Source organism: Globicatella sanguinis NBRC 15551 (assembly GCF_001552295.1).
GTDB classification, from domain to species: Bacteria; Bacillota; Bacilli; order Lactobacillales; family Aerococcaceae; genus Globicatella; species Globicatella sanguinis.
Map to the genome: position 1 here is coordinate 1 of NZ_BCQX01000111.1, position 7,270 is coordinate 7,270.

Sequence of the window (7,270 nt, forward strand, 5' to 3'; positions counted from 1 at the left end):
TAAAAAGTTAGCTTAAAACCCAACTTTTGTCGTTTCACCTCACTCTATTTTAGGCAAAAGGTTTAATTAATTATGATTTTATAACATTCTGACTTTCTTTAAGTGCCGTTTCCAAAATTGTTTTATCGTAATCAAATTTATCATAAGCTGCTGCGATAATATTGTAATATTCATCGGAAGGCAGACCTAAGCCATATTGTTCAACCATATAATAATACATGACCACTTGACCGTTTAATTCAATTTCAGCCTTTTCATAAAAATTAGGATAATCTTCGTATCGATCTAAACTCACTTCATCAGACTGCGAAATTTCCCATAATAAAACGGGAACTTGACGCGTGTCATCTTTTTGGATAGTAGCATAGGAACGATTAGGCGCCCCTGTGAAAGCCAAGCGAAATCCAGGTAACATCGTCACCTCTAACAATTTTGCTTCAGGACAACGATGAGCCATTTGTTCGACACACATATTACTACCATATGCTAAATAAATTTTACTCATCATACACCCCTTCATAAAATGCTGTGCCTACCCTAACAAAAGTAGCGCCTTCTTCGACTGCAATCTCATAATCTTGAGACATTCCCATACTTAATTCCGTACACGGAGCATGTAGCCATCCCATTTTTTCGACTTGGGATTGTAATTGTTTTAATTCACCAAAATACTGACGTAATGCCGCTTCAGTGGCATTAATCGGTGCCATCGTCATTAACCCTACGACACGGATATGATGATAATCGGCAATACTCTCAATCCATTCAACTACTTTTTCAGGTTTAAAGCCACTTTTAGAAGCTTCCCCACTAACGTTTACTTGCACAAAGCAATTGACGACAGATTGCGCACGTTTTTGAATTTCTTTGGCCAATGAAGGACGGTCTAAAGAATGTAAATAATCGATCTCGTTAATGACATCTTTAACCTGTCTTGTCTGTAAATTGCCAATATAATGCCATACTGCCTTATCTAAATGTGTTAATTGACGATATTTTTCCACAAAAACATTCGGACGATTCTCACCAAAATGATGAATCCCATTTTCATATAAAGCTTCCATCATTTCAGTCCCTACTGTTTTTGTAACCGCCACTAATGTAGCCACTTGACCTAAATTTTTATGACTATTAATGACGCGTTCAATCATATGCTGATTTTGCCTTAATTGTTCCAAATTCATCTAGTTCCCACCCTATCACTATTAAAAAAATTTAGTTCGTTTATTCTATCACTTATCACAGTATACCATATTATTCAGCGTAAATAATGTGTAAAACGTTTTCTAAATAAAGTAATTTAAGATATAATAGAATTAGTAAAACTTATTGGAAGGAAGGATTCTATGACTCAGACAGTTTATACAAATTATTGGGTTAATCGTCGTAATAAATTAAAAAAAGAACACGGCAGTTATCCAACTGAAGAACAAGCGATTAAAGGCATTGAAACTTGGTGGGAAATCCATAAAGAAAAGTACAAAGATGTCAAACATGTCCGTACCAACACTGGCGCTTTAGAAATTTATTATGGTGATGATAACTATTATTATCGTATTGAACAACGCCAAATATCAGGTAGTCTGCCATCGCTTAAGTATAAACTAAAAACTGATGGCGAAATCAATTCACTTCGCAAACAAAATAACTTACGAGACGATTTATATTTATTCGATGAATTAGCTGAACCCTATCGTGATCGACTGATTGTCACGATGGCTGATGTCCAAAAAGTACGCGACTTCGTTTACACTGAAAAAGGTGCACCGATTATTAAATTAACTGAAATCAAACAAATGCCTCGCTAATCTTGTCATTAGCTAAAAATATCCAAGGCAAAGGATAATCCAATAAAGCCTCCTTCACTCTCTTTTGAGAATGAGGGAGGCTTTAATAATAGACTGCTTTTAAAATTAGGCTGAGAACTCTAAACTAAACAAACCGATAAGTAGCAAAATTAATCAACATATGCCTTCACAATGCGATCAATAATCGTTTGATTTTGTAATTGGGTCACTTCTTTAATAACTTCTTCTACCGATTTTTCTTTTAACATCGCTTGTAGTTGTACTGCTTGTTCATCAGCAGGGTCATTATATTTTAAGATTTGAACAACTGTATCAATTAAACCATCAATGGCTAAACCACGTTCATCCGCTTGACGAATTGGGTTAATAAAGCGTTCATTGTAACCTAATTTACGAATAGGTGTGCGACCAACTCGTGTCACTTCATCTTTTAAAGCTGGATTTTTAAAGCGTTCTAATGTCGTTTCGATATAAGCTTGATGTTCATCGGCATTAAATTGCCATTTTTCAATTAATAATTGTCCCGTTTCAGATAAAGTCTTACGAACTTTTTGATAAATCTCTTCATTCGCTAAGGCATGATCAATGGTATCAAAACCATTCGCAAAACCGAAATAAGCAGTGGTTGCATGACCTGTATTAACAGTGTACAATTTACGTTCAATATAAGGTTCTAAATCATCCACATACTTAACACCATCTAAACGAACATTTGGTTGTTTCATCATTGACTCACTAATGACTAATTCTTTATATAATTCAACTGTTACATCTAAAATATTTTCATTCGTTTGGTTTGGTACGATGCGATCAACCGCTGCATCAGGGAAACCAATATATTGATCTGCATAGGCTTTTCCTTCTTCTGATAGTTCGCCATAAACCTTTTCTTTTAAGAATGTAGAACCACCAATCATATTTTCACAAGCGACCATATCTAACGCTTCGGTAACACCCTTTTGTTGGCGTAATTCGATACCCTTAGCCATTAATGGTGCAATATAAGGTAAAATGTTAGGACCAATCGCAGTTGTAACTAGGTTCGTTGACGCAATCGCCTCAACGACAGCTTCAGGATTTGAACCATTATTAATGCCTTTAAATCCTGTTACAGTAACATTTTGTGACTCATCATCACAAATTGTAATTTGATAACTTTCTTCAGCATTTAAAGCATCGATAACTGCTTCATTAATATCTACAAAAATCATTTCATAGCCATTTTTATATAGTACTTCACCAATAAAGCCACGGCCGATATTACCTGCTCCAAAATGTACTGCATTCATTATAGTTCTACTCCCTCTAATACGGCATTAATTTCATCGACATTCGATGCATTAATAATTTGTTCCGCGACTTCAATTTCTGAAAAGGCAATCGCAACAGTTGACAACACTTCTAAATGGTCGTCCCCTTTACCTGCAATTCCAATAATTACTTTGGCTGGTTTATCACCATTACCAAATTCAACTCCTGCTGGTACTTGAACTAATGAGATACCAGAATTTAAAATGTGTTTTTTGGCTTCATCCGTTCCATGAGGGATTGCTAAAAAATTCCCCATATAAGTTGAAACGATTTTTTCTCTTTCTAACATTGCATCCACATATTCTGGTGACACAAATCCGGCTTTAACTAATAATTCTCCTGCTAAGCGAATCGCTTCTTCCTTCGTTGCTACCGACTGGTTTAATAATACTGTTTCATTTGTTAATTTCATCATGTTAATATTCCTCCAATTTTATTAATTCTCGCATATAATCGATGTAAATCGTATTTAAATAGTGACGAATCATTTCCTCTGACCCTTCATCGAAGACTTTTAAATTAAAGACGGATTCTACAATCGAACTACTCAAGTAACCTAAAATCTTTTGATCTTCAGGACTTAAAGGTTCAGGACCTATCATTAACAATATACGGCTCACTTGCATTGGTTGGCGGTTCATACTCATCATTTCCAGCGATTGTTTTAAATCAAACACTGAAAAATAGGGTTTAGTAACCGCAGCATCCACCGTATGGAACAAAGCCATTCGCGTATTAGGCAAGCCAATTGGCCCTTTATCTAGGCGCACAACGAGCTTGTTAACTATTCGTTCCAATTGAACCAATGATAATGCTCTTGGAAGGCTCGAAATCACTTTACGAATCGTTGCTTCCATCTCAGCATCATTATCAATTGTCTCCAGTTTAAATTGTTCAATTAATTCTTTAATAATGTCGATATGAGTCGAAATCTCATTGAAATCAATGATAGCTTCTGGTGATTTTGTAGGATAATCTGTCTCAGAAAGTTGAATGCGAAGCTGCTCAATTTTCTTCTTGATTACTTCAATTTCATCTTCCATTAATAGTGGTGAAACGACAGTATAATCGGCATCAAAACTATCTAAGAAGATGGTAGATAAAATAATATCAAAACTTTCAATGGGCATCCGATTTAATTGAGACGATTTACATAATGTAATATTTTGAATCGACGGTATATACCGTTTTAATCGACTCTCTAATATTTTAGCGGTCCCTATCCCACCTGAACAAACGATTAGAACATTTAAACGGTCTAATTTCATTTCTCGCTCATACACCGAGGCAAAATGAATCACCACATACATCACTTCTACTTGACTAAATTGAATCGGCGCAAAAATGATTGCTAAATGCTTTTCAATCAATTTCGAAAGTACAGGATAAGCATTGCGAACTTTTTCCAATAATGAGTCCGCTTCTGATAACTTCGCTAACTGTTTTCGTGATAAGGCTGCCGATAAATGAGCCAATAGGTTTTTCGATAAATTATCATCATTCGTAAAATTCACTTGAAATTCGGATGACACTTCTCGAATTAAACGCTGAACTTTATAGCTTAACTCAATATCATATTCCTCTGAAAATACAATTTTAAAAGGAAAATTGATCCCTTCTATATGAATTGCTAGAAAATCGATTTCGAACTTAGAAATGGACTGTACCACCTTCATATTATCTAACACATCGAATAAATAAGTCGCCAGTTTGATACTACTATCGCGCACATGCGAGTATTCAGCTGGTGAAATATCCTCATTGGTAATTTGATGACCTTGATTTAATCGCATAATCGTAATCGTTAGAAAAATCGTCAAGCCACGAAGCTGTGCATCCGACACATCATCAAATGAATAATATTGATTATGGCGTATCGCCTGATAAGCACTATGTAACGCATTAGGATCCAATAATTGTAAAAAACGGTGATTCGTTTGTTCGAACTTATGTAATTTTAAATGCTGTTCTTTCGTAAACAAACTAAAGAAATCATATTCATTTAGCTCATTTGAAATAATGGTTGAAACGATCAATCGAATATCTGTCTCTTTACCGATAATGTCAATTTGAGAATTTTTTCGTCGAATTAATTGAATTTTGTATTCTTCAAATAAATCTTCTATCGCCTCTAAATCTGCTTGAACGGTACTCGTACTAACTTTAAAATACTCTGCAATAATTTTTACTTTTAATTGATCTTTTTGAATCAATAATAAAATACTTAATAGCGTTTGTCTTTCGGCAGTGGTTAGTTCCACTTCTGTTTGTTCTACTTCTTGTCTCAATTTTACAAATGCTTCAGGGGATCCTTGTAAAAAAAATCCCTCCGAATCATTCAATATGCTTATCTGGAAAGCTTCTAAACTCTCACTTAATTTATTAATTTCACGATAGATTGTTCGCGTCGATACATCTAACTTTTCACTTAAATAATTAATCGACAAAGGAGAGGCATTTAATAACCATAAATCTAGTAGTTGTTTCTCACGTCTAGAAAATAACATTATTGCCCCTCCTTTTTTTTATTGGTTTAATTATTATTTCAATTGGTCAATAATTTCCGCATATTTTGGACTACTTAAGAAATTATCAACAGATACATGCACTGAACTCGGTGCCATTCCTTTAGCACGTTCAGTTAATTCTTCTTGCGTAATGATTAATGTACGTGAATTATCTTTTAAGCTATTGATTGGACTATTTGATACCGCAATATCAATTCCAGCATCTTTTACTTTCTTTCTTAATAATGAAGCACCCATTGCTGATGAACCCATACCCGCGTCACAAGCAAAAATGATGTTGTCAATATTAGAACGGTTGATTACTTTGGCTTCAGTCGTTGAAACACCAGTGGTTGGTTCATTAACAGTTTGACCTTTTGAAGCACTTTTAGCTGCTTGAACTTGTTGTTGAGCTGCTTCTAAATCAACTTCGACACCCTTATCCATTTTTAAAACAATCGCTGCTACAATAAATGATACCACAGTTGCTACTAAGATACCTAATAAGACATTAAGATGTTGCCCTTCTGGAGCCATCCCTAAAATAGCAATAACAGAACCTGGTGAAGCTGGTGCACGTAAACCAGAACCTAACAATACGTTAGTAAAAGTACCAGCAACCCCACCTGCAATAACAGCTAAAATCATTAAGGGTTTCATTAAAACATATGGGAAGTAAATTTCATGAATACCACCTAAGAAGTGAATAATCATAGCTCCCCATGATGAAGATTTCGCTGAACCTTTTCCTAATAAAGCAAAGGCTAATAATACTCCTAAACCAGGACCAGGGTTCGTTTCTAATAAGTAAAGAACTGATCTACCCATCTCAGAAGCTTGTTGAGTCCCAATTGGAGTTAAAATACCATGGTTCAACGCATTATTCATAAATAAAATCTTTGCTGGTTCAATTAAGATATTGGTTAATGGTAATAAATTAGCTTTCATTAAAATATCTACCCCAGCTGCCATAAAGTTATTGATACCTTCAACAACAGGTCCGATAATATTTAATGAGAAAATTGCTAAAATGAAACCTATAATACCACTTGAGAAGTTGTTGATTAACATTTCAAATCCAGTTGGAATTTTGTCACCAAAAGCTTCATCAAATTTTTTGATAGCATAACCACCTAATGGACCTAACATCATGGCACCTAATAACATTGGAATACCTGATCCAACAATGGCCCCCATGGTCGCAACTGTCCCTACGACACCTCCACGGAACCCATGAACCATTTCCCCACCTTTAAATGCAATCAATAGGGGAATTAAGTAGTTTATCATTGGACCTACTAATTCGGCAATGTTTTCATTGGGAAAATAGCCATCTGGAATAAATAACGCTGTAATAATACCCCAAGCAATTAATGCTCCGATATTTGGCATGACCATACCACTTAGGTAAGAACCTAATTTTTGAATTGTTGATTGTGATGATTTCATCAAAATCGCTCCTCTCTTTTTCTGTACCTTAAGTATATGGCAAAGATAGTGCTTTCACAATAGTTCAACAATGCATACTTTGTCAGACTATTGGTCATTATTTTTGACAGAATTGAATAAATTTGAGCGTTTTCAATGATTGAATCTGATTTTTTGTCAAAATAACTACCTTTTGAGAGATTGTTTGTCACTGGG

6 protein-coding genes and 1 pseudogene are annotated in these 7,270 nt (G+C 34.9%); 1 reads left to right on the top strand and 6 read right to left on the bottom strand.

Features of this window, described 5'->3' with window-relative positions; translation table 11 throughout:
* Nucleotides 1–70 precede the first annotated feature (70 nt).
* Together GSA01S_RS08480 and GSA01S_RS08485 are read right to left on the bottom strand one after the other, a co-directional pair.
* Nucleotides 71–505 (bottom strand): gamma-glutamylcyclotransferase family protein, encoded by a 435-nt coding sequence (locus GSA01S_RS08480; protein WP_066126627.1) that lies wholly within the window; start codon nucleotides 503–505, stop codon nucleotides 71–73.
* The gene (locus GSA01S_RS08485) at nucleotides 498–1,184 is read right to left on the bottom strand and encodes a YggS family pyridoxal phosphate-dependent enzyme (RefSeq protein WP_066126628.1); all 687 of its coding nucleotides are present in this window, start codon (nucleotides 1,182–1,184) and stop codon (nucleotides 498–500) included. The genes GSA01S_RS08480 and GSA01S_RS08485 overlap by 8 nt, the downstream gene beginning before the upstream one ends.
* A gap of 162 nt (nucleotides 1,185–1,346) precedes the next feature.
* On the opposite strand from GSA01S_RS08485, the gene GSA01S_RS08490 reads away from it, so the two are divergent.
* Nucleotides 1,347–1,808, top strand: coding sequence for a hypothetical protein (locus GSA01S_RS08490; protein WP_066126630.1), 462 nt, complete (start codon nucleotides 1,347–1,349; stop codon nucleotides 1,806–1,808).
* 149 nt (nucleotides 1,809–1,957) lie between these two features.
* Here the strand turns inward: GSA01S_RS08490 and GSA01S_RS08495 are convergent, their stop codons facing one another.
* The 4 genes and pseudogenes from GSA01S_RS08495 to GSA01S_RS08510 all read right to left on the bottom strand — a co-directional run.
* Entirely contained in the window at nucleotides 1,958–3,097 is a 1,140-nt protein-coding gene (locus tag GSA01S_RS08495; protein ID WP_066126632.1) for a mannitol-1-phosphate 5-dehydrogenase, read from the bottom strand.
* Nucleotides 3,097–3,531 (bottom strand): PTS mannitol transporter subunit IIA, encoded by a 435-nt coding sequence (locus GSA01S_RS08500; RefSeq protein ID WP_066126637.1) that lies wholly within the window; start codon nucleotides 3,529–3,531, stop codon nucleotides 3,097–3,099. Before GSA01S_RS08500 ends, GSA01S_RS08495 begins: the two co-directional genes overlap by 1 nt.
* Before the next feature lie 4 nt (nucleotides 3,532–3,535).
* Entirely contained in the window at nucleotides 3,536–5,626 is a 2,091-nt protein-coding gene (locus GSA01S_RS08505; RefSeq protein WP_066126633.1) for a BglG family transcription antiterminator, read from the bottom strand.
* A gap of 39 nt (nucleotides 5,627–5,665) precedes the next feature.
* Nucleotides 5,666–7,075: pseudogene (locus tag GSA01S_RS08510) on the bottom strand (PTS mannitol transporter subunit IIBC); the annotation flags it as partial.
* Nucleotides 7,076–7,270: the final 195 nt, after the last annotated feature.

What these genes read in the sequence shown, in the direction of transcription:
- GSA01S_RS08500 (WP_066126637.1), bottom strand. Translation starts at nt 3,531, where the DNA reads ATGAAATTAACAAATGAAACAGTATTATTAAACCAGTCGGTAGCAACG.
- GSA01S_RS08480 (WP_066126627.1), bottom strand. Translation starts at nt 505, where the DNA reads ATGAGTAAAATTTATTTAGCATATGGTAGTAATATGTGTGTCGAACAA.
- GSA01S_RS08495 (WP_066126632.1), bottom strand. Translation starts at nt 3,097, where the DNA reads ATGAATGCAGTACATTTTGGAGCAGGTAATATCGGCCGTGGCTTTATT.
- GSA01S_RS08485 (WP_066126628.1), bottom strand. Translation starts at nt 1,184, where the DNA reads ATGAATTTGGAACAATTAAGGCAAAATCAGCATATGATTGAACGCGTC.
- GSA01S_RS08490 (WP_066126630.1), top strand. Translation starts at nt 1,347, where the DNA reads ATGACTCAGACAGTTTATACAAATTATTGGGTTAATCGTCGTAATAAA.
- GSA01S_RS08505 (WP_066126633.1), bottom strand. Translation starts at nt 5,626, where the DNA reads ATGTTATTTTCTAGACGTGAGAAACAACTACTAGATTTATGGTTATTA.